Genomic DNA, 21,552 nt, shown 5'->3' on the forward strand with positions numbered 1-21,552 from the left:
GCAGTTCCGTCAGCCGATGCTGCGGTTGCCGAAGATGAGCGCGGACAGCAGCCACGAAACGATGCTGTACAGGATCGAGCCGAAGAACGCCGACCAGAAACCCGACACTTCGAAGCCCTTCAGCAGCGACGCGCACAGCCAGAAGCACAGCGCGTTCACCACCAGTATGAAGAGCCCGAGCGTGAGTATCGTGACGGGCAGCGTCAGCAGGATCAGCACCGGCCGCAAGACGGCATTGATGAGCCCGAGCACGAGCGCGACGATCAACGCAGTGCCGAAACTGCGGATGTGGATCGACGGCACAAGGTAAGTGATGATCAGAAGCGCGAGCGCGTTGATCACCCAGGTCAGCAATACAGTCATTTACAGCTCCTCGTCGCTTGCGGGCGTGAAGTCCGGGTTGAACGCCAGGGCATGCGCGAAACACGGGCCCACGCGACGCATCGCGTGGGCCGCGTCCAGCCACATGCGGCCACGTGTGAGGCCGCATCGGCCATCCGCTTCGTGCTGCTTCGTGCTTCGTGCTTCGTGCTTCGCGCGATGCAGCCGCATGCCGTGGCACGTGGCTGCATCCGTCATGCCGCCTGGTTGCCGATCAGTAACGGTAGTGGTTCGGCTTGAACGGACCGCTCTTGTCGACGCCGATGTACTTCGCCTGCTCGGCCGACAGCTCGGTCAGGTTCGCGCCGATGCGCGCGAGGTGCAGTCGCGCGACCTTCTCGTCCAGTTGCTTCGGCAACACGTAGACCTTGTTCTCGTACTTGCCGCCTTGCGTGAACAGTTCGATCTGCGCGAGCGTCTGGTTCGTGAACGAGTTCGACATCACGAACGACGGGTGGCCCGTTGCGCAGCCGAGGTTTACGAGGCGGCCTTCCGCCAGCAGGATCACGCGCTTGCCGTCCGGGAAGATGATGTGGTCGACTTGCGGCTTGATGTTTTCCCACTTGTACTGGCGCGTCGACGCGACGTCGATTTCCGAGTCGAAGTGGCCGATGTTGCAGACGATCGCGTTGTGGCGCATCGCCTTCATGTGATCGTGATTGATCACATGGTAGTTGCCCGTTGCCGTCACGAAGATGTCGGCCTTGTCGGCGGCGTATTCCATCGTCACGACACGGTAGCCTTCCATCGCGGCTTGCAGCGCGCAGATCGGATCGATTTCCGTGACCCACACGGTCGCGCCCAGGCCGCGCAGCGATTGCGCGCAGCCCTTGCCCACGTCGCCGTAACCCGCGACCACGGCGATCTTGCCCGCGATCATCACGTCCGTCGCGCGCTTGATGCCGTCCACGAGCGACTCGCGGCAGCCATACAGGTTGTCGAACTTCGACTTCGTGACGGAATCGTTGACGTTGATGGCCGGGAACGGCAGACGGCCTTCCTTTTCCATCTGATACAGGCGATGCACGCCCGTCGTCGTTTCTTCCGTCACGCCCTTGATGTGCGCGAGACGCGTCGAGTACCAGGTCGGGTCGGCGTCGAGATGCTTGCCGATGGCCTTGTACAGCGCGACTTCTTCCTCGTTGGTCGGCTTCGCGATCACCGAGCGGTCCTTCTCGGCCTTCGCGCCGAGAATCAGCAGCAGCGTTGCGTCGCCGCCGTCATCGAGGATCATGTTCGCGAATTCGCCGTTCGGCCATTCGAAGATGCGGTGCGTGAACTCCCAGTATTCGTCGAGCGATTCGCCCTTGAACGCGAACACGGGCGTGCCGCCCTTCGCGATCGCGGCAGCGGCGTGGTCCTGCGTCGAGAAGATGTTGCACGACGCCCAGCGGACGTCGGCGCCGAGCGCCTTCAGCGTTTCGATCAACACGCCCGTCTGGATGGTCATGTGCAGCGAGCCGGCGACGCGCGCGCCCTTCAACGGCTGCTGCGCCTTGTACTCTTCGCGGATCTGCACGAGGCCGGGCATTTCCGTTTCGGCGATGTCGAGTTCCTTGCGGCCCCAGTCGGCGAGCGACAGGTCGGCAACGACAAAATCCTGGGAATTTTTTGAATCGTAGACTGCGGCGTTCATCACGCCCTCCTTTCTAAAAAAGACTAGAAATGTGACGTGAGCGCCGTTCGATGCGGTTGGTTTGTCAGCGCGGCGCGCGTCCAATCCTTCCGATTGAAAGCCTTCGAGCCTGGCGGGCCGAACCCGTCGCAACGCTCCTCGAAGACGAACGGCGATTGTAGCAAAACGAGATGGCTTGCGTGGGGCGTTTCGGCCTATGCCGATTGACCTGCCGGCGCTGCGTCGGCGGGCGGCGGCGACAGATGCGGCGCCAGTTCGGCGTCGCGCAGTTCCTTTATGGCTGCGTAGGCGCGGTGGACGAAACGCCATGAAGCGTCACGGGTCGCGGCGATCAGTTCGTCGGGCGCCGCGAGCATGCCCATCGAAATGCGGAAATAGCGCTCGGCGTGGATGTTCGGGTGATAGTGCATGCGCACGCGCTTGCAGTCGTCGAGGCGCGGATTGCCGAAGATATTCAGCAGCGCCAGCGAAAACGCGCCGTCTTCGCCGCCGTGGCGCCGGAACACGTCATCGAGCGGAAAGCCGCCGAACGCCGCATAGACGGAACGGCGAATCACGAGACTGCTCGGCACCGTGTTACTCAGGACGGCCGCGTGACTTTCGAATTGCGGATGCCCGGTGATGTCGGCGGGAAAGCCGCAGAATTCGACGTCGAGCCGGATCGACGGCTGATGCGGATGCTCCGCCAAGAAAGCGGCGGCGCCCGCGAGCGCGCCAGGCAGGTACTCGTCGTCGGCGTCGATGAAGCCCAGCAGCGGATGAAGCACATGCATCGCGCCCCAGTTCCGCGCGCGAGCCGCGCCGCCGTTGTGCGGCATGCGCAGCAGCTCGACACGCGGGTGTTGCCGCGCGTAGTGCGCGACGATTTCGGCGCAAGCGTCCTGCGAGCCGTCGTCGACCACGACGATCTGCGCCGCCTCCGGCTGCGCGACGCAGCTATCGAGCGTGCGGGCGAGCGTCTTCTCGGCGTTGTAGCAGGGAATGACGACGGAGATGGGCAGCATCGCAAGGACGGAAACCGGGAAAGGACGGTGCGTCGATCATAAAGCCGACGCGCCGCTTTTTATCCCGATTTGGTCGCGGGTGCCCTTCGCGTCAGAGCGGCAGCATGCTGAAAAGCGGTGCGAGCAGCACCATCACGACGCCCGCGATCATCATCGTCAGGCTTGCGACGACGCCCTCTTCGCGGCCCAGCTCGCGCGCCTTCGCCGTGCCGACGCCATGCGCCGCCGCGCCGAACAGCGCGCCGCGCGCGAGCCGCGTGCGCAGCGGCATCAGCGCGAGCACGATCTCACCGAACAGCATCCCGCAGACGCCTGTCGCGATTACGAACAGCGCGGTCAGGTCCTTCGGCGCGTGGATCTTGTCGGAAACGGCGAGCGCGAACGGTGTCGAGACGGAGCGCGTCATCAGGGCGCGCTGCAGTTCCGGCGACAGATGCAGCAGCTTCGACAGCGCGAGCGATCCGCCCACCGCGACCACGATGCCGACCGTCACGCCGACGGTGAGCGAAATCCAGTGACGCTTGAGCAGCTCGCGATAGTCGTAGATCGGCACCGCGAACGCGACGGTTGCCGGGCCGAGCAGCCACATCAGCCAGCGCGTGTCCTCGAAGTAGACGGCGTATGGAATCCGCGTGACCAGGACGATCGCGGCGAGCACCGCGGGCACCGCGACGAGCGGCGTCAGCCACGGCGACCTGAAGCGCGCGTACAGCGCCTTCGACACGAAATACAGCGCCACCGTCAGTACAAAGCAGCCTGCGGCGATGAGCCGGGACGCGTCGTCGGCGAAAAGGGACGTGTAGAAGGCGCTCATGATGGCGTGGCTCGCAACAGCGATTAGCGGAAGCTCCGACGGTCGAGGCCACGCTCGACCCGTTGGACCCGTTGGACCCGTTGGACCCGTTGGACCATCACGCGGCGCAGCGCGAGGCGTCGTTCGAGGCGCGCGGCCTGCTCGACGGCGAACGCGACGGCCACCATCACCATCAGCGTGCCCGCGACGACCACGAGCGCGAGGCGCCAGCCGTCTTCGCGGAACAGGCCGCCGTACTGGACGGCCGCGACTGCCGCCGGGATGAAGAACAGCAGCATGTCGGACAGCAGCCAGTCGGCGCCCGCCTTGATCCAGCGAGGTGCGACGCCGCCGCAAAACAGCAGCGCGAGCAACGCGACAAGCCCCACGACGCCGCCAGGCACCGGCAAGCCGAAGCGTCGCACGACGAAATCGGCGGCGAACCAGACGCCCGCGATCGCAGCGCTCTGCGCGGCGATCCGGCTGATCCTCGCGAGCGGCGACGTCGCGTCCACGCGAACGGAAGCGGCAGTACGAGCGATGAGCGGCGAGATCATGGCAAACCCTAGGTGACTTTTCGATGGAATCAAGTATAGGGTGCACCGCAACATAAATAAAATGACTTAGAATTATTTGCTCCATTCCTAATTGGAATTCACGAGCTACGAGGGCTACGAACATGGAACTGCGCGCGTTGCGTTATTTCGTCGAGGTCGTCCGGCAGCAAAGCTTCACCGTCGCGGCCGAGCAGATGTTCGTCACGCAGCCGACCATCAGCAAGATGGTGAAGTCGCTGGAGGACGAGATCGGCTCGCCGCTGCTGCTGCGCGACGGCCGGCAGATGGTGCTGACGGACGCCGGCCGGATCGTCTATCAGCGCGGCCAGGACGTGCTCGCCGCCTACGCGCAGTTGCAGGCCGAGCTGAACGATCTCGGCACGCTCGGGCGCGGCGAACTGACGATCGGCATTCCGCCGATGGGCGGCTCGCTCTTCACGCCCGCCATTGCCGCGTTCCGGCAGCGCTATCCGAAAGTCGAGCTGAAGCTGTTCGAGCAGGGCTCGAAGGCGATCGAGGCCGCGCTGATTTCCGGCGAGCTCGAACTGGGCGGCGTCCTGCAACCCGTCGATCCGGAGATGATCGACGTACTGCCGATGACACGCCAGGTGCTGTGGCTGGTCGCACGCCGGGGCTCGCGCTGGGACGCGCTGCATGAAGTGCCGCTCGCCGATCTCGCGAGCGAGCCGTTCGTGTTCTACGGCGAGAGCCTCGCGCTGAACGACGTCGTGCTGACCGCCTGCCGCACGGCGGGTTTCGCGCCGACCATCGTCGGACGCAGCGGGCATTGGGATTTCATGGCGGCGCTGGTGCTGGCGGGCGTCGGCATTGCGCTGCTGCCCGCGCCATATTGCCGGCGGCTCGACGCGGCGCAGTTCACCTGCCTGCCCGTCGTCGCGCCGGAGATTCCGTGGGAAATGGCGATCGGCTGGCGGCGCAACGGCTATCTGTCCCACGCGGCGCGCGCGTGGCTCGAAGTCGCGCGCGAAACGCTCGCGGGACTGACCACCGACAACTTCACGCACACACCGACGTTCGACGTGCCCGTGCCGTCGCAGGATCGGCCGAAATCGACGTTGAAATGAAAAATGCCGCCCGGTCTGCGTCGGGCGGCATGCTGTTGTGCTTGCGGGCGCGGGCGCTTATTGGGCTTGGGCTCTCGCGGCTTGGGCTCTCGCGGCTTGGGCTTTCGCGGCTTGGGCTCTCGCGGCTTGGGCTCTCGCGGCTTGGGCTTTCGCGGCTTGGGCTTTCGCAGCTTGGGCTTTCGCGGCTTGAGCTTTCGCGGCCTGTGTCCGCGCGTCTTGTGTTTGCGCGTCGCGTGTCTCGTTTGCCGTAGCGCGCACGGCATCGAACGCGCTCACCTGATACGTCGCGCCCAATAGCGCGGTCAGCCGGTCCGCCCAGCCGGCCTTCGCGTCGGCGGCGGCGCCGCTCAGCTCGACGCGCGTGCCGCCGATCTTCATCTCGGCGCCCGGCGTCTGCATCAACGGCAACAGCGCGTCGATGTGCGCGAGCCAGTCGGCGGCCTTCGTGTTGTCATCGACGGTGATATCGGCGTTGAAATTGCCCGCGCCGAATTTCGCCGTCAGCGCATTCAGAAGCACGGATTTCTCCGCGACGTTCCGCACGCTTGCCGTAATCGTCGGCTTGCCGTGCTTGTCGACGGCGACGATCAGTCGCGCATCCTTCGCGGCCGTGGAGGTTTGCGGCTCGATCTTGCCCGTCGCGCTCGCCGCGTCATCCGCCCGCGCTTCCGATGCGGACTGCGCTGCGGCATCCGGCGCGTCGGCGGAAGGGCCAGCCTTGATCGTCGGAGCCGTTGCTGCGACGGCATTGCGGCCGAGGAAATTCACTGCCGACGGGCAGGAAGCCAGCGCGACCCACATCAGCATCGCGGCAACCGCGCCGAGCATCGCCGACAGGGCCACCGCGCCGAACCAGTGCTTCGCCTTCGGGCCGGTGTAGCGCACCTCGCGCACTTCGCGCACGGTCGGCGCCGCGGTCGCCGCAGCCGCAGACAGCGTTGACGCAGACGGCGCCGGTTCGGCAGGATCGCGAGCGGGCGCAGGTGCCGCAGCCGGACGCTCGAAATGCGCCGAAACCGCGCGCACATGCAGGCCAATGGCGTTCACGAACGCGGATGCGCCGCCCAGCCCGAGCACCGTCGTCAGACCGTCGTTCAGATACGGCGCGATGGTCGGCAACTGCTGGCCGAGCAGCGTCGGCAGTTGACCGATATTGCCCTGATGAGCCAGAAGGTGACGTTTCAGCACGCCCATCAGGATGCTGCCCGCAATGCCCGTCACCGCGTGCGTCGCGTGCGCGGGCACGCCCGTTTGCATCGACACGGTATCGCTCAGACCGTCGATGCGGCGCTCGAATGTATGCTCGAGCAACTGGCGCCCCGTTGACGACAATTGCGTCACGCCCGTCGTGCTCGCGAAGACGCGCGGCAACTGCTCGCCGATATCCGCATTGACTTCCTGGCCGAGAATCGTCGCGAACAGCGCACGCGCGCCGTCGAGTGTCGCGCACCGGTTCAGAAGACCCGCGACGAGCGCCGGCGCGGCCGCGTCCACGACTTTCGCCGTCGCCGCCGGCGGCAATCCGAGGCAGTTCGACAGTTGCCGAACCACCGCTTCCGGCAACGCCGACCGGATCAGTTCAATCACATTGACACTCATCGATTCGTTTCCCTGAAATTCGAGCGCGCGCCCACACGCGCTTCATTGGGGCGCGATTATAGGAGCGGGAAAATCTCAGAAATGAAGCGATGGCTGAATTTCGAGCTTTATCGGACTAATCCTATTTTGCTGCCGCGCCAGCGGGTTCATCCGCGATTTCGGACGACGCGCTCTCGCCGCGCGTGGCCGCGATTATGTCGGCGGCGCGCTCTGCGATCGTCACCGTGGACGCATTCGTGTTGCCCCCGATCAGCGTCGGCATCGCCGATGCGTCGACCACGCGCAAGCCCGTCACGCCACGCACGCGCAATTGCGTATCGATGGCGGTGCGTTCGTCGGCGCCCATCCGGCAAATCCCGACCGGGTGATAGATCGTGTCGGCATGCGCGGCGATCGTCGCACGCAAGCCGGCGTCCGTCTGACCGTGATGCGTGTAAAGCTCGCGGCCGCCGCACAGCGCACGCGACGGAGCATCGATGACAGAGCGATCCCTCTAAGCGGAACCCGCATCGGCCCCCTATGATGAAAGCTTCCGTCCGCGCGATGCTGCGCGCTCGGGCATCGTTCAAACAAGGTCTTTCGGGCGCCGCTGTCCGTACGCATGGCTTGCGCGCTCCAATCAAACAGCGCCTCGAAAGATGAACGGCGCGCGTCCGTCAAACGGAGACATGCGATGGAACGGTTCGGCCCCGGCAAGACGCACGAAGTGACCAATCAGGTCCCGCCGCTCGCGAACTACAACCTGTTTTCCAGCGATGCCGCGCTCGCCGCCGCCGTCGACCGCGAAGGCGCGGCATGGCATCGCGATGCGCTCGCACGCGACGGCGCCGCGCTGACGACACCCGAAGTGCTCGCGCTCGCCGATCTCGCGAACCGTCACACACCCGAACTCGCGACCTTCAACCCGCGCGGCGAACGCATCGATGCGCTCGAGTTTCATCCCGCGTGGCACACGCTGCTCGGCCTGCTGCGTCGCGAGGGCCTGCACGCGTTGCCGTTTTCCGATCCGCAACAAGGTGCGATGATCGCGCGCTGCGCCGGCTATTTCCTGCACGCGCAACTGGAATCCGGTTCGCTCTGTCCGCTGACGATGACCTTCGCGAGCATCCCAGTGTTGCAACGCGAGCCCGCGCTGTTCGACACGCTGCGCGACAAGCTCTATTCGCGCGAACACGATGCGCGCGACGTGCCGCTCGATCAGAAGACCTCGATGATGGTCGGCATGGGCATGACCGAAAAGCAAGGCGGATCGGATGTGCGCAGCAACCGGACGCAAGCGTTCGCGGCGGACGGCGGCGGCGGACGCGGCGCCGCGTATCGGCTCGTCGGACACAAATGGTTCTTCTCCGCGCCGCAGTGCGATGCGCATCTCGTGCTCGCGCGCACCGGCGATCACGAAGGCCTCTCGTGCTTCTTCGTGCCGCGCTTCGCGCCCGACGGCAGCAAGAACGCCGTGCGCATCCAGCGGCTGAAGGACAAGCTCGGCAACCGCTCGAACGCGAGCAGCGAAGTCGAATTCTTCGACGCCTACGGCCTCATGATCGGCGACGAAGGACGCGGCGTGCCGACCATCATCGAAATGGCGAACTACACGCGGCTCGACTGCGTGATCGGCAGCGCGGCGCTGATGCGCGCCGCGCTCGTGCAGGCCATCCATCACGCGCGACATCGCAGTGCGTTCGGCAAGCATCTCGTCGATCAGCCTCTGATGCGCAACGTGCTCGCCGACCTCTCGCTCGAATCGGAGGCGGCAACGCTGCTGTTCATGCGCCTCGCGCGCGCATTCGAGGACACGTCGAACGCGCCCGAAGAACGCGCGTGGCGGCGACTCGTGACGCCCGCGGCGAAGTACTGGGTCTGCAAGCGCACGCTCGAATTCACGGGCGAAGCGATGGAGGTGTGGGGCGGCAACGGCTACGTCGAAGAAGGACCGATGGCGCGCTTCTATCGCGAGGCGCCTGTGAATTCGATCTGGGAAGGCTCGGGCAACGTGATGTGTCTCGACGTGCTGCGCGCGACGGAACGCGAGCCCGATGCGGCGCAGGCGTTGCTGGCCGCGTGGCGCAAAGAGGCGCACGCGCATCCGGCGCTGAATGCGGCGCTCGAACGGCTCATGAACGCGATGACGTCGGCGCCCGAAGCGCGCGAGGCGTCCGCACGGCGCATCGCGCAGCAGATCGTGCTGATCGCGCAGGCGGTGTTGCTCGCGCAACATGCGCCGTCGCTCGTCGCCGATGCCTTCATCGCGACGCGGCTCGGCGAAGGCTGCGGCGAGAGTGGCCGCGTGTATGGCACGCTGCCGTCCGCGTTCGACCATGCGGCGATCGTCGATCGCGCTTTCGCGGGCTGACGGCGCGCGGCACGATCCGCAACACAAAACAATAGAGAGAGACGAACGATGAAAAACGACCTGCCGGAAATCGCAGCACTCGAAGGCCTGTTGCGCGAGCAACGGGCCGCGTATTTGCGTGCGCCGTATCCGTCGTGGGATCAACGTGCCGCGCACCTGAAGGCATTGCGTGATGTGCTGCTCGACAATCGCGATGCACTCGCGGACGCGATGCACGCCGACTTCGGCAATCGCGCGAAAGAAGAAATCCTGCTGGCCGAATTTCTGCTCGTGAAAGAGGAAATCGACGGCGCGCTGCGTCACGGCAGACGCTGGATGACAGCGCAGCCGCGCGCGACCAACAAATGGCTGTTGCCCGCGCGCGCGAAGATCGTGCCGCAACCGCTCGGCGTGGTCGGCATCATCGTGCCGTGGAACTACCCGGTGCTGCTCGCGGCCGGTCCACTGATCTGCGCACTCACGGCGGGCAACCGCGCGATCGTCAAGATGTCGGAGCTGACGCCGCGCACGTCGATGCTCTTCGAACAGTTGATCGCACAAACCTTCGCGCGCGATCACGTCGCCGTCGTCAATGGCGATGCAAGGCTTGCCGCCGCGTTCAGCGCGCAGCCGTTCGATCATCTGCTGTTCACGGGCTCGACGAAGGTCGGCCATGATGTGATGCGCGCCGCCGCCGGGCATCTGACGCCTGTGACGCTGGAACTCGGCGGCAAGTCGCCCGCGATCGTCGGGCCGAACGCGCGCTTCGACCATGCCGTCGACAGCATCGTCGCGGGCAAGACGCTCAACGCCGGGCAGACCTGCATCGCGCCGGACTATGTGCTCGTGCCGCGCGGCAAGGAGCAGGCGTTCATCGAACGGGCGCGCGTGCGCATGGCGCGCCTGTACCCGGATTTCGCGCGCAACCGCGATTACACGTCGATCATTTCGCCGCGCCATTTCGCGCGGCTGCAACGTCTCGCCGACGAAGCGCGCGAACAGGGCGCGCACCTGCACGCGCTCACCGATTCAACGGCCGATGCGAGCACGCGCCGCTTTCCGCTCGTCGCCGTGACTCAGGCACCCGACGCGTCCACGCTGATGCAGGAAGAGATTTTCGGACCGTTGCTGCCCGTCGTTCCGTACGATTCGATCGACGACGCCATCGCCTATGTCAACGCGCGGCCGCATCCGCTGTCGCTGTACCTGTTTGACGAGGACAAGGCCACGATCGCGCGCGTCACGCGCGAGACGATCGCGGGCGGCATGTCCATCAACGAGACGCTGATGCATCTCGCGTGCGAGAGCCTGCCGTTCGGCGGCGTCGGCGCGAGCGGCATGGGCGCGTATCACGGATATGAGGGCTTCGTCACGTTTTCGAAGATGAAGCCCGTTTTCACGCAGGCGCGCTTCAATGCGCGCGGATTGATCGCGCCGCCATACGGCAAGCGCGTGCGGGCGCTGCTTGCGCTGATGATGCGGCACTGAGTCGTGTCGTAGTCCCCGAGCCTGTTCCGGCGGCTACTGCGCCGCTTCCGATGGCGACGTGGAAAAGGTGAGTCCGGTGGACGGCGCGTCGTCGGCCGCGCCGCTTTCCAGCCGATGCAGCCACGCCAGCAGTTCCGCGACGGCCTGATACAGCTGCGGCGGAATGCGCGCGTCGAGATCGACCTGCATCAGCAGCGACACCATCTCCGGTGCTTCGTGCACGTACAGGCCCGCTTCCTTCGCGCGCTGCACGATCATGTCGGCGACGAGCCCGTAGCCCTTCGCGACCACGCGCGGCGACTCGTCGTGACCGTGCGCATCGTAGACCAGCGCCGCCGCGCTCTTGCGATGGGTGCGGCTCATTGCGGGTCCCAGTCGAAGTTGTTGCCGGCGGCGTCGTGCGAATGCGGCTTGCCCGCCGACGCATCCGTCGAGCGCGCATACGCCGAGCGCGCGTCCGTCGACCTCGCATACGCCGAACGTGCGCCCGTCGAGCGCGCGTCCGTCGACCTCGCATACGCGGATGCCGCAGCAGCCGCCGCAGCCGCGCCGCCCGCAAGCGCATTCCCGCCGATCTCGCGAATCGACAGCCCGCTCAGCTCGATGCCCGCCTGCGCAAGCCGCTGCCGGAATGCGTCGCCCTGCGCCGACAGACGCGCCGCGCCGCCCGGGCTCGCGAGCACCCGCGCGGCGAGCCGCGTCCCCGTGAGCGTGAGCTCGGCGTCGACGGTGCCGAGCGTCGGAAGCGACAGCGTCAGGCGCGTGCGCCACGGATACTCGTCGTCGGCGGATAAAGCGCCGCTGCCGCCGCGCCGCCATTCGTCGCCTTCCTGCTCGATCATCCAGTCGAGCCGCGCGCCGGGCCATGCCTCGCCCGTCCAGCGGAACTGTCCCGTCGCGAGCAGATCGAGCTGCTGGCGCACGAGCGGAATCGTCGCGGGATGCAGCGACGCCGTCATCGGCTGCGGCTGACGCCCGTTGCTGTCGTCGATGCCCGCTGCGTTGGCCGAAGCCGAATGCGGCACCGTGTGCTCGTCCGTCATGTCGATGATGTCGTGCGTCGCCATGTCGAACGTCGTGAAGCGCGCAGGCTGCACATGCGGACCGTCGGGCGCGCCGCGCGCCGCGAAATTCGCCGAAGCCGCCGCGCCCGAACCCGGGCCGCTCGACGGACGGCCTTGCGTCCACGACAGCGGATCGTCGGCGTCGTGGCTCCAGTCGAGCGGCAACTGCGACGCCATGTCGGCAAGATGATTCTGCGGCTCGGCGGCGAGCGATTCGGCGGGCCTTTGCCCCGAGAGCCACTGCGCGAGATGCGATTCGTAGAAGAGCCCGCTTTCGTCGACGGTGCGCCTGAGCGCCGCCGCGAGTTCGGCGACAGGCACGGGCGCCGCGACGACATTCGATGCAGCGTTCGATCCCTGCGCCGCGTTCGCGCTGTTCGCGCCCGTCGCGCCTTGCGATGCCGCCGCGTTCCCCGCCGCGTTCGCCGCAGTAGAAGCACCCGATGCACCCGATGCACCCGTTCCCGCATCGAACAACGGCAATGGCGCGACATCGATAGCGGGCGCGGCGGGCCACACGGGCAGCTGCCCGACGAGCGCGGGCGTCGCCTCGCCGCCCGAGCGTGTGATCGCGTCGAGCGTCAGGGCGACGGCTGAGAGGGCCGTCTGCGCGGAAGCGGGCAAAGGCGCGGGCGTGGCCGCAATGGGCGAAGGAGGTGTTCTGACGTCGAGCGACGCGTCCGCCTGCGATGCCGTCGCACCGGCGCGCGTGCCGACGGAAAGGAGGCTGTCGATGCGGCTAGCCAGCAGCGTTGCCACTGCCGAGTCGATTCCGTTCATGCCCGCTTCCTTTCGCGTCTTGACGATGCGTGGCCGCTAGCGGCGCTCACGCGCATGCGGCTCATGTTGGACCGTGTTACTGGACCGGAAAAAAGGCGCCTAGCGCGCCTGGTAGAGTTCCTTCAATACGATCGCGGGGCGGGTCGGCGCAAAGAGCGCTTGCAGCTTCGCCATGCGCGGATTCGCCAGATCGCGGACTGTTGCATCGTTCGCGAGAATCTGGCGGATCAGATCGAACTTGCGCGCGCGGTCGTCCTCGGACAGCCGCACGGCCGATTCGGCGTTCTTCAGCGCGTCGACGAGATGACGGTAGTCGTCCTGCAACAGGACGAGATCGTTCCACGCCGCGTTTCGCGCCGCCATCACCATCCGCACCGAAATCACTGCAATTGCCTCGTAGCGGGCAAGATATTCTTCGTTCGAATTCATCTCATGCTTTCCGCGGACGACTGCGTCGCCATCCGCGCGATCTCCGGCGCGATTCCGAGCCAGGCCTCCTCAAGTGTCGCCAGCAGGCCGTCGACCTCGACGAGCATCGCTTCGCTTTGCTTGATGTTCGCCTCGAGCAATCGCCGCGTCATGTACGAATAGAGCGCATCCAGACGACTCGCGACGTCTCCGCCGGCTTCCAGATTGAGCGCCTGCTGCAATCCCTCGCCGATGATCCTGATCGCCTTGCTGATCGCCAGCCCGCGCCCCGGAATGTCGCCCTGCTGCAGATGCATGCGGGCCTGCGCGATTGCCTGACGCGCGCCCTGGTACAGCATCACGATCAGGCGGTGCGGGCTCGCGCCCATCGCTCCTGTCTCCAGGCCGACGCGAGCGTAGGCGTTGGCTCCAGAGTGTCCCGGGGAAAACATCGGCGCTCCTCCTGTATTGCAGATGACGATCGATACGACAGCGGCAGACTTGCCGGGAGACGTGCTGCATCGGCGTGCAGCACGCCTTCCCGTCAGCCCTTGTACCAAGGTTATCGGATCGTACGAATAAAGCTTTAGGCCGCCGAAAGGAAGCGTCAAAAATGACAGGCAGTCCGGCGGAGCGCCTGCGCGCCGCCGCGCGGCAGCACGGTGGCTGCCGGCCGCGAGCGCCGCTTCAGACGGCCATCTGCATGATCTCGTTGTAGGCCGACACGAGCTTGTTGCGCACCTGCAGGCCGAACTGGAAGCCGACGTTGGCCTTCTGCATGTCCACCATCACGTCGTTCAGCGACACGTTCGGCGCGCCGATCTCAAATGCATGAGCTTCGCCGACCGCGTTCTGCTGGTCGTTGCTGATCTTGTCGATCGAGGCCTTCAGCGCCGACGCGAAGCCGCCCGCCGTGGCCGCGCCGGACCCGTGAGCGACGGCCGCGCTGCCGCCCGCAGCCTGGGCGGCCATCGACTGCATCTGCTGCAACGCCGACGTAAGCGGATTGATGGGCACAGTCATGTTCTCTCCAGAAGTGGGATGCGGCGAGCCTTCGCGCCATGCACCGATTGGACAGGAAGCATAGCAGCGGGCCCCTTCCGAAAGCCGCGAAAGTAAGGGGGAAACCCCCCGCTATTCGAAGCATCGGGTTGCCAGCCCATGCGGATAATCCCTAGCGTGAAAGTCTCTGCCGGTGCGCGCCGCAAGCCCGGGCGCCGCCGGCGGAACTCGAAAGCATTCCGGAGAAACCCGACGCATGGATTCGTCAGCCAACTCTTTGATCAACCCCGACGCCCGCATGGGCCTCGCCGGCGCGCAGCCGGGCACGGCTGGCGCTGCCACGGCCGGTGCAGCGGGCATCGACCTCGGCGGCACGGGCGGCGGTGGCTTCGCCACGCGCTTTCCGGGCCTGCCCGCGTCGCTGTCGCAGATGCGCGGCAACCCGCGCGCGCCGCTGATCTTCGCGGTGGCGGTGCTGGCCGCCGTCATTGCGGGGCTGATCCTCTGGTCGCGCGCGCCGGACTACAAGGTGCTCTACAGCAACGTCTCCGATCAGGACGGCGGCGCAATCGTTGCCGCGCTCCAGCAGGCGAACGTGCCGTACAAGTTTTCCGACGCGGGCGGCGCGATCCTCGTGCCCGCCGACCAGGTGCATGAAATGCGTCTGCGCCTCGCTTCACAGGGCCTGCCCAAGAGTGGCTCGGTCGGCTTCGAGCTGATGGACAACCAGAAGTTCGGCATCAGCCAGTTCGCCGAGCAGGTCAACTATCAGCGCGCGCTGGAAGGGGAATTGCAGCGCACGATCGAGTCGATCTCGACGGTGAAGACGGCGCGCGTCCATCTGGCGATTCCGAAGCCGACCGTGTTCGTGCGCGACCGCGAAGCGCCGTCGGCGTCGGTGCTCGTCAATCTGTATCCGGGCCGCATGCTCGACGAAGGCCAGGTCGTGGCGATCACGCATATGGTGGCGTCGGCCGTGCCCAACCTGCCCGTGCGCAACGTGACGATCCTCGATCAGGACGGGAACCTCCTCACGCAGGCGGGCGCCAACGGCAGCGGCCTCGACGCGACGCAGCTCAAGTACGTGCAGCAGGTCGAGCACAACACGCAGCAGCGCATCGACGCGATCCTGGCGCCGCTGTTCGGCTCGGGCAACGCGCATTCGCAGGTGAGCGCCGACATCGATTTCACGAAGGGCGAGCAGACCTCCGAAAACTACGGCCCGAACGCGAACGCACAGCAGGCCGCGATCCGCAGCCAGCAGACCAGCACGGCGACGGAAATGACGCAGAGCGGCGCGCAGGGCGTGCCGGGCGCGCTGTCGAACCAGCCGCCGCAGCCGGCCTCGGCGCCCATCGTCGCGAGCGCGAACGGCGCAAGCGGCGTGACGACGACGCCCGTCAGCGATCGCAAGGATTCGACGACCAACTACGAACTCGACAAGACCGTGAGCCACACGGAAAAGGCGACGGGCGGCATCAAGCGCCTGTCCGTGGCCGTGGTGGTGAACTACATGCGCGTCGTCGATGCGAAGGGTCACGCGACGATGCAGCCGGTTCCCGCCGACAAGCTCGCGCAGGTCACGCAGCTGGTGAAGGACGCGATGGGCTTCGACCAGGCGCGCGGCGACTCGGTGAACGTGGTGAACAGCGCATTCACGACGATCCCCGATCCGGACGCCGACCTGCCGTGGTGGCGCACGAAGGACATGATCGCGCTGTACAAGCAGATCGCGACGTACGCGGGCATCGGCCTCGTCGCCCTGTTCCTCTACTTCGTGCTGGTCAAGCCGGCGCTGCGCCGCGCGTTCCCGCCGCCCGCGCCGCCCGCCGCGCTGCCGTCGCCGGAAGAGCCCGTGCTCGACGGTCTGCCGGGCGCGGCCGCGATCGACGTCGAAGAGGAAGAAGGCACGCTGGTCGCGCTGGAAAGCGACAAGGCCAGATATGAGCGGAACCTCGAATACGCGCGTCAGATCGCGCGCCAGGATCCGAAGATCGTTGCAACCGTCGTGAAGAGCTGGGTGTCCGATGAGCACTGAAGGCGTATTGAAGAGCGCGCTCCTGCTGATGTCGATCGGCGAGGAAGAGGCGGCTCAGGTATTCAAGTTTCTCGGGCCGCGCGAGGTCCAGAAGATCGGCGTCGCGATGGCGTCGCTGAAGAACATCACGCGCGAGCAGATCGACGAGGTGCTGCACGAGTTCGTCGCGGAAGCCGACAAGCACACGGCCCTGTCGCTGGATTCGAACGAGTACATCCGCTCCGTGCTGACCAAGGCGCTCGGCGACGACAAGGCTGGCGCGATCATCGACCGCATTCTGCAAGGCAGCGACACGAGCGGTATCGAAGGCCTCAAGTGGATGGACTCGGGCGCCGTCGCCGAGCTGATCAAGAACGAGCATCCGCAGATCATCGCGACGATTCTCGTGCATCTGGACCGCGATCAGGCGTCGGAGATCGTCTCCTGCTTCACCGAGCGCCTGCGCAACGACGTGCTGCTGCGCATCGCGACGCTCGACGGCATCCAGCCCGCCGCGCTGCGCGAACTCGACGACGTGCTGACGGGCCTCCTCTCGGGCAGCGACAACCTGAAGCGCAGCCCGATGGGCGGCATCCGGACGGCAGCGGAAATTCTCAACTTCATGCCGAGCAATCACGAAGAGTCCGTCATCGACAACGTCCGCCAGTACGACGCCGAACTCGCGCAGAAGATCATCGACCAGATGTTCGTGTTCGACAACCTGCTCGACCTGGAAGACCGCGCAATCCAGTTGCTGCTGAAGGAAGTAGAGTCGGAAACGCTGATCATCTCGCTGAAGGGCGCGCAGCCCGCGCTGCGCCAGAAATTCCTGTCGAACATGTCGCAGCGCGCCGCCGAACTGCTCGCGGAAGACCTCGACGCGCGCGGCCCGGTGCGCGTGTCGGAAGTGGAAACGCAACAGCGCAAGATCCTGCAGGTCGTGCGCAATCTCGCCGAATCGGGAGCGATCGTGATCGGCGGCAAGGCGGAAGATGCGTATGTCTGACCACGATCCCGTGCGCGAGGAAAGCCGCCCGGCCTACCAGCGCTGGGAGATGGCCTCGTTCGACCCGGTGCCCGAGCCGGAGCCCGTCGACGACGGCGCGTTCGAAGCCGAGCTGGAACGGCTGCGCGAGGCCGCGCATGCGCAAGGCGTCGCGTCCGGCCACGTCGCGGGCCAGGCGCTCGGCTATCAGGCCGGCTACGAGCAAGGCCGCGCGCAGGGCTTCGAGCAGGGTCAGGCGGAAGCGCGCGCGGAAGCCGCGCAGCTCGCCGCGCTCGCCGAGACGTTCAAGGCAGCGCTCGACAACGCGCAGCACGAATTGTCCGAAACGATCGTCGCGCTCGCGCTCGACATCGCGCAACAAGTGGTGCGCCAGCACGTGCAGCACGATCCGACGGCGCTCATCGCCGCCGCGCGTGAAGTGATGGCAACGGAACCGGCGCTGATCGGCGCGCCCGCTCTGATCGTGAGCCCAGCCGATCTGCCCGTCGTCGAAGCGTATCTGCTCGAAGAATTGCAGACGCGCGGCTGGAGCGTGCGCACCGATCCCGCGATCGAACGCGGCGGCTGCCGTGCGATTGCGACCACGGGCGAAGTGGACGCCGGCATCGGCACGCGCTGGGAGCGCGTCGCCGCCGCGCTCGGCAAGGCAAGCACATGGTAAAGCCGACCATCGAAGACATTCAGCAGAGCGACCTCACGCCGCTCGAAAGAGAATTGGCGCTGGCGTCGTTCGGCGCCGAGGCGCTCACCGTCGCGCAGATGGAAGCGTCGCTCGCTGCATTGGAATCGGCGATTTCGTCGGCCCATGCGGGCACCGACACCATCACGCCCGATGCGCCCGACGCCGACGCGAGCACGCCGCATCCCGCAGTGCATCCCACTGCCGCGCCCGCGAGCCGCGAATCGGCGCCGCCGCCCAAGCGAGCGCCTGATCCCGCGCTCGCCGGCAATCCGCATCTGCAAGCCTGGCGCGAGCGCCTTAACGGCTTGCGCGAACGCAACCAGATCGCGCGGCCGCTGCGCGCGTGCGGACGTCTCACGCGCGCAGCGGGTCTCGTGCTCGAAGCCGTCGGACTGCGGCTGGCCGTCGGTGCGGAAGTGATGATCGAACTGCCGCCCGGCAGCACGCGCACGATGGCGGAAGCCGAAGTGGTCGGCTTCTCCGGCGACAAGCTCTTTCTGATGCCGACGACGGAGGTCGCGGGCCTCCTGCCCGGCGCGCGCGTCTACCCGCTCGAAACCGCGCCCATCGCCGATCCGATGGCGGGCGCGAAGCGTCTGCCCGTCGGCTGGGAGCTGCTCGGCCGCGTGGTCGATGCGTCGGGCAAGCCGCTCGACGGCTTCGGCCCGCTCAACGCGCGCAACGACGCGCCCCTCACCGCGCCGACCATCAACCCGCTGCATCGCGAGCCGATCCACAAGGTGCTCGACGTCGGCGTGCGCGCGATCAATGCGCTGCTCACCGTCGGACGCGGGCAGCGCATGGGTCTCTTCGCCGGTTCGGGCGTCGGCAAGTCGGTGCTGCTCGGCACGATGGCGCGCTACACCACCGCGGAAGTGATCGTGATCGGCCTGATCGGCGAACGCGGACGCGAAGTGAAGGAGTTCATCGAGCAGATTCTCGGCGAGGACGGTCTCGCGCGTTCCGTCGTCGTGGCCGCGCCCGCCGACGTGTCGCCGCTCCTGCGCATGCAGGGCGCCGCGTACGCGACGTCGCTCGCCGAATATTTCCGCGATCAGGGCAAGCATGTGCTGCTGCTGATGGATTCGCTGACGCGCTTCGCGATGGCGCAGCGTGAAATCGCGCTCGCGATCGGCGAGCCGCCCGCGACCAAGGGCTATCCGCCGTCGGTGTTCGCGAAGCTGCCCGCGCTCGTCGAGCGCACGGGCAACGGCCCCGAAGGCGGCGGCTCGATCACCGCGTTCTATACGGTGCTGACGGAAGGCGACGACCAGCAGGACCCGATCGCCGATTCGGCGCGCGCGATTCTCGACGGCCATATCGTGCTGTCGCGCGCGCTCGCCGAAGCGGGCCACTATCCGGCCATCGACATCGAAGCGTCGATCAGCCGCGCGATGACGTCGCTCATCAGCGACGCGCATCTCGACCGCACGCGCCAGTTCAAGCAGATGCTGTCACGCTATCAGCGCAACCGCGATCTGATCAACGTCGGCGCGTACTCGTCGGGACGCGACGCGGTGCTCGATCGCGCGATCGCGCTGTATCCGCGCATGGAAGCGTTCCTGCAACAAGGCTTTCGCGAAAGCGCCGGGTTCGAAACCAGCGTCGCGCACCTCGATTCGCTGTTCGGTTAAGGAGACTGAATGAGCAAGCACTTTCCGATCAAAACGCTGATCGGCCTCGCGCAAGACGACGTCGACGCCGCCGCTCGCAAGCTCGGCCGCGTGCAGCGCGAGCGCAACGAGATCGAAGCGCAGCTGAATTCGCTGATCGAATACCGCGACGAGTATCACCGCCGCTTCACGGCAACGGCGCAGGCGGGCATGGCCGCCGGCAACATGCGCAATTTCCAGGCGTTCATCGACACGCTCGATGCCGCGATCGAACAGCAGCGCCAACTGTTGGCAACCGCGACGGCGCGCGTCGAAGCGGCGAAGCCCGAGTGGCAGCGCAGCAAACAGAAGCTCGGCTCTTTCGAAGTGCTCGAGGCACGCGGCATCGCTGCGGAAGCGAAGATCGCGGCACGCCGCGAGCAACGGGACGCCGACGAGCACGGCGCACGAATTCTCCGGATGCGGGCGGAAGGCGCATGAAGAGCGCTTCCGCGCATCGCGCTCCGCATCGCGCTCCGCATCGCGCTCCGCATCGCGCTCCGCATCGCGCGCACAACGGGACTGACACGACCAAACGAGATTTAGCATGTCGCCTCTTTCACTGATCAATTCGCTGCTCGGCGCAACGAGCGGCACATCGGGCAGCAGCGCGTCGAATGGCGCAGGCGCGGGCAGCGCGCTGCCGTTCTCGACGACGCTGCAACAAAGCATCGATACGCAGAATCAGGCAGCCGCCGCGCCGGCGCCTTCTCCGGCTGCTTCGCCTGCTCCCGGCGCGGCACCGGCGCCGTCGGCATCGAACGGTGCGACTGCTGCGACGGGTGCGGGCAACTCCAGCGTGCACGACACGCCACCGCCCGCCGACGCATCGAAGAACGCGAGCACGGCCGACAGCGCGAACAGCACCGACAGCACGAAGTCAGCGAGCCAGACGGGCGGTGCGCAGCAGACGGTATCGACGAGCGACGCGAACGGCAAGGACAAGACCGACTCCGCTTCGAAGCAGAACGACCACGCGCCGACCACGAGCGCGGCCACGGCTGGAACGGCAGCTGCCGCAGCAGTTCAGGCCCAAGCCCAGGCGAGCAACGCGGCAAACGCGGCGGCCACGGCCGACAGCGACACGCAGCCGACGACGCCCGCCACCGCGCCTGTCGCCGGCAACACGACGACGCCCGTCATCCAGACGCCTTCGAAAAAGATCGCATCGCTCGATCCGAAAGCCACACAAGACGCGCTTCAGGCGGCGTTTGCCGCGATGGCGAACGGCCAGGGCGCGGCGCCCGCGATGAACGCGGCGTCAGCGAAGGCGGGCACGCCCGCTACGGGCGACGCGACGCTCGGCGGCCATGGCGCGAGCGCCGGCAAGAGCCTGACGATCGGCGATTTCCACGGCGCGAAGGGCGACGCCGCATCGACGAACTCAGCCGCCGCGACGGCCAGCGCATCCACGGGAACCGCGACGCCGCAAAGTCCCGCCGAGGCGCTCGCCGCCGCGACCGCGAGCGCGCCGCAGAATGCTCCCGCTGCGCCCGCCGCCGGCACGAACGACGCGCTTGCCGCGACCCAGGCCGCATCGGCAGCAGCGGCGGCGACGGCATCGACGGTTGCGAGCCAGGCTTCCAATCCCGCGACGGCCGCAATGGCGAACGCGGTCGCGCCGCACGTCGGCACGCCCGACTGGGAAGATGCCTTTAGCCAGAAAGTCGTGTTCCTCACCAATGCGCATCAGCAGTCGGCGGAACTCACGCTGAACCCGCGCGACCTCGGGCCGCTACAGGTCGTCCTCCAGGTTGCCGATAACCATGCACATGCCCTCTTCGTTTCGCAGCATCAGCAGGTGCGCGACGCGGTCGAAGCCGCGCTGCCGAAACTGCGCGAAGCGATGGAACAAGGCGGCATCGGATTGGGAAGCGCGAGCGTCAGCGACGGCTTTGCCCGGCAGACCGGCCAGCAGGGCGACGAGCGCAGCGGCAGCGCGCGCGGCGGCCGGGGCGGCAGTCGCGGAAACGCGGGCATCGGCGTCGCGGACAGCGCGACGGCCGTGAACATGCCCGTGCGCCGCACCGTCGGACTCGTCGACACGTTCGCCTGATTCCGCGCGCACA

Annotated in this window: 21 protein-coding genes, 1 pseudogene and 1 riboswitch; of the genes and pseudogenes, 9 read left to right on the forward strand and 13 right to left on the reverse strand. The window is 66.7% G+C overall.

Annotation, left to right across the window (positions count from 1 at the left end):
• Nucleotides 1-9 precede the first annotated feature (9 nt).
• The 6 genes from AB4Y32_RS27715 to AB4Y32_RS27740 all read right to left on the reverse strand — a co-directional run bounded on the left by AB4Y32_RS27715 (nucleotide 10) and on the right by AB4Y32_RS27740 (nucleotide 4,371).
• Nucleotides 10-363, reverse strand: coding sequence for a phage holin family protein (locus AB4Y32_RS27715; RefSeq protein ID WP_087736270.1), 354 nt, complete (start codon nucleotides 361-363; stop codon nucleotides 10-12).
• The gene (locus tag AB4Y32_RS27720; protein WP_368724422.1) at nucleotides 364-579 is read right to left on the reverse strand and encodes a hypothetical protein; all 216 of its coding nucleotides are present in this window, start codon (nucleotides 577-579) and stop codon (nucleotides 364-366) included.
• Nucleotides 580-595: 16 nt separating this feature from the next.
• A complete protein-coding gene (gene ahcY / locus AB4Y32_RS27725) occupies nucleotides 596-2,017 on the reverse strand; it encodes an adenosylhomocysteinase (protein ID WP_368724423.1) in 1,422 nt (473 codons plus the stop codon).
• 31 nt (nucleotides 2,018-2,048) lie between these two features.
• A riboswitch (S-adenosyl-L-homocysteine riboswitch) is annotated at nucleotides 2,049-2,163 on the reverse strand.
• Between the two features lie 48 nt (nucleotides 2,164-2,211).
• Complete coding sequence (locus AB4Y32_RS27730; RefSeq protein ID WP_368724424.1) at nucleotides 2,212-3,021, reverse strand: glycosyltransferase family 2 protein; 810 nt, start codon at nucleotides 3,019-3,021, stop codon at nucleotides 2,212-2,214.
• Nucleotides 3,022-3,112: 91 nt separating this feature from the next.
• On the reverse strand, nucleotides 3,113-3,835 hold the full coding sequence (locus tag AB4Y32_RS27735; protein WP_368724425.1) for an LrgB family protein: 723 nt from the start codon (nucleotides 3,833-3,835) through the stop codon (nucleotides 3,113-3,115).
• 23 nt (nucleotides 3,836-3,858) lie between these two features.
• Nucleotides 3,859-4,371: a CidA/LrgA family protein gene (locus AB4Y32_RS27740; RefSeq protein WP_368724426.1), complete on the reverse strand. Its 513-nt coding sequence runs from the start codon at nucleotides 4,369-4,371 to the stop codon at nucleotides 3,859-3,861.
• Between the two features lie 122 nt (nucleotides 4,372-4,493).
• On the opposite strand from AB4Y32_RS27740, the gene AB4Y32_RS27745 reads away from it, so the two are divergent.
• Nucleotides 4,494-5,456 carry a LysR family transcriptional regulator gene (locus AB4Y32_RS27745; RefSeq protein ID WP_368724427.1) on the forward strand — a complete coding sequence of 321 codons (963 nt, stop codon included), beginning with the start codon at nucleotides 4,494-4,496 and terminating at the stop codon, nucleotides 5,454-5,456.
• 57 nt (nucleotides 5,457-5,513) lie between these two features.
• Here the strand turns inward: AB4Y32_RS27745 and AB4Y32_RS27750 are convergent, their stop codons facing one another.
• Entirely contained in the window at nucleotides 5,514-7,055 is a 1,542-nt protein-coding gene (locus tag AB4Y32_RS27750) for a DUF937 domain-containing protein (RefSeq protein WP_368724428.1), read from the reverse strand.
• 121 nt (nucleotides 7,056-7,176) lie between these two features.
• Nucleotides 7,177-7,542, reverse strand: a pseudogene (locus AB4Y32_RS27755) (GMC oxidoreductase); the annotation flags it as partial.
• A gap of 186 nt (nucleotides 7,543-7,728) precedes the next feature.
• Between AB4Y32_RS27755 and AB4Y32_RS27760 the strand changes: the two are divergent.
• Nucleotides 7,729-9,405, forward strand: a complete 1,677-nt coding sequence (locus AB4Y32_RS27760; protein WP_368724429.1) for an isovaleryl-CoA dehydrogenase — start codon at nucleotides 7,729-7,731, stop codon at nucleotides 9,403-9,405.
• A 48-nt stretch (nucleotides 9,406-9,453) separates the two neighbouring features.
• Complete coding sequence (locus tag AB4Y32_RS27765) at nucleotides 9,454-10,872, forward strand: coniferyl aldehyde dehydrogenase (RefSeq protein WP_368724430.1); 1,419 nt, start codon at nucleotides 9,454-9,456, stop codon at nucleotides 10,870-10,872.
• Nucleotides 10,873-10,905: 33 nt separating this feature from the next.
• Here AB4Y32_RS27765 and AB4Y32_RS27770 read toward each other — a convergent pair whose 3' ends face one another.
• The 5 genes from AB4Y32_RS27770 to fliE form a co-directional block, all read right to left on the reverse strand.
• Nucleotides 10,906-11,235, reverse strand: coding sequence for an EscU/YscU/HrcU family type III secretion system export apparatus switch protein (locus tag AB4Y32_RS27770; protein WP_368724431.1), 330 nt, complete (start codon nucleotides 11,233-11,235; stop codon nucleotides 10,906-10,908).
• On the reverse strand, nucleotides 11,232-12,716 hold the full coding sequence (fliK, locus tag AB4Y32_RS27775; RefSeq protein WP_368724432.1) for a flagellar hook-length control protein FliK: 1,485 nt from the start codon (nucleotides 12,714-12,716) through the stop codon (nucleotides 11,232-11,234). The genes AB4Y32_RS27770 and fliK overlap by 4 nt, the downstream gene beginning before the upstream one ends.
• 99 nt (nucleotides 12,717-12,815) lie before the next feature.
• Entirely contained in the window at nucleotides 12,816-13,145 is a 330-nt protein-coding gene (locus tag AB4Y32_RS27780; protein WP_368724433.1) for a flagellar protein FliT, read from the reverse strand.
• Nucleotides 13,142-13,576 carry a flagellar export chaperone FliS gene (fliS, locus tag AB4Y32_RS27785; RefSeq protein ID WP_368724434.1) on the reverse strand — a complete coding sequence of 145 codons (435 nt, stop codon included), beginning with the start codon at nucleotides 13,574-13,576 and terminating at the stop codon, nucleotides 13,142-13,144. The genes AB4Y32_RS27780 and fliS overlap by 4 nt, the downstream gene beginning before the upstream one ends.
• A gap of 235 nt (nucleotides 13,577-13,811) precedes the next feature.
• Nucleotides 13,812-14,147: a flagellar hook-basal body complex protein FliE gene (gene fliE, locus AB4Y32_RS27790; protein ID WP_368724435.1), complete on the reverse strand. Its 336-nt coding sequence runs from the start codon at nucleotides 14,145-14,147 to the stop codon at nucleotides 13,812-13,814.
• A 235-nt stretch (nucleotides 14,148-14,382) separates the two neighbouring features.
• Between fliE and fliF the strand changes: the two genes are divergently transcribed.
• From fliF to AB4Y32_RS27820, 6 genes are all read left to right on the forward strand, one after another.
• A complete protein-coding gene (gene fliF / locus AB4Y32_RS27795; protein ID WP_368724436.1) occupies nucleotides 14,383-16,164 on the forward strand; it encodes a flagellar basal-body MS-ring/collar protein FliF in 1,782 nt (593 codons plus the stop codon).
• Nucleotides 16,154-17,149 (forward strand): flagellar motor switch protein FliG, encoded by a 996-nt coding sequence (fliG, locus tag AB4Y32_RS27800; protein ID WP_368724437.1) that lies wholly within the window; start codon nucleotides 16,154-16,156, stop codon nucleotides 17,147-17,149. Before fliF ends, fliG begins: the two co-directional genes overlap by 11 nt.
• Nucleotides 17,142-17,810 (forward strand): flagellar assembly protein FliH, encoded by a 669-nt coding sequence (fliH, locus tag AB4Y32_RS27805; protein ID WP_368724438.1) that lies wholly within the window; start codon nucleotides 17,142-17,144, stop codon nucleotides 17,808-17,810. The genes fliG and fliH overlap by 8 nt, the downstream gene beginning before the upstream one ends.
• Nucleotides 17,804-19,465, forward strand: coding sequence for a flagellar protein export ATPase FliI (gene fliI / locus AB4Y32_RS27810; RefSeq protein WP_368724439.1), 1,662 nt, complete (start codon nucleotides 17,804-17,806; stop codon nucleotides 19,463-19,465). The genes fliH and fliI overlap by 7 nt, the downstream gene beginning before the upstream one ends.
• 9 nt (nucleotides 19,466-19,474) lie before the next feature.
• Entirely contained in the window at nucleotides 19,475-19,924 is a 450-nt protein-coding gene (gene fliJ / locus AB4Y32_RS27815) for a flagellar export protein FliJ (RefSeq protein ID WP_368724440.1), read from the forward strand.
• 106 nt (nucleotides 19,925-20,030) lie between these two features.
• Entirely contained in the window at nucleotides 20,031-21,539 is a 1,509-nt protein-coding gene (locus AB4Y32_RS27820) for a flagellar hook-length control protein FliK (RefSeq protein WP_368724441.1), read from the forward strand.
• Nucleotides 21,540-21,552: the final 13 nt, after the last annotated feature.

It is taken from the genome of Paraburkholderia phymatum (assembly GCF_040965635.1).
Classification (GTDB): Bacteria; Pseudomonadota; Gammaproteobacteria; order Burkholderiales; family Burkholderiaceae; genus Paraburkholderia; species Paraburkholderia phymatum_B.